Genomic DNA, 284 nt, shown 5'->3' on the forward strand with positions numbered 1-284 from the left:
GTTCGGCGGTGTCCTACTCTCCCACAGGGTCCCCCCTGCAGTACCATCGGCGCTGTAAGGCTTAGCTTCCGGGTTCGGAATGTAACCGGGCGTTTCCCTCACGCTATGACCACCGAAACACTATGAAACTGTTCAACCGCACCACACCGTGACCATGGCATGGGGTTGTTCGTGGTTTCAGAACCAACACAGTGGACGCGAGCAACTGAGGACAAGCCCTCGGCCTATTAGTACCGGTCACCTCCACACGTTACCGTGCTTCCAGATCCGGCCTATCAACCCAG

General features: G+C 57.4%; 2 rRNA genes. Both read right to left on the minus strand.

Annotated elements, in window-relative coordinates:
* A 5S ribosomal RNA gene (rrf, locus tag ADL34_RS04975) occupies positions 1-117 on the minus strand.
* Between the two features lie 90 nt (positions 118-207).
* Positions 208-284: ribosomal RNA gene (locus tag ADL34_RS04980) — 23S ribosomal RNA — on the minus strand; the annotation flags it as partial.

Source organism: Streptomyces sp. NRRL WC-3605, assembly GCF_001509795.1.
Taxonomy (GTDB): Bacteria; Actinomycetota; Actinomycetes; order Streptomycetales; family Streptomycetaceae; genus Streptomyces; species Streptomyces viridochromogenes.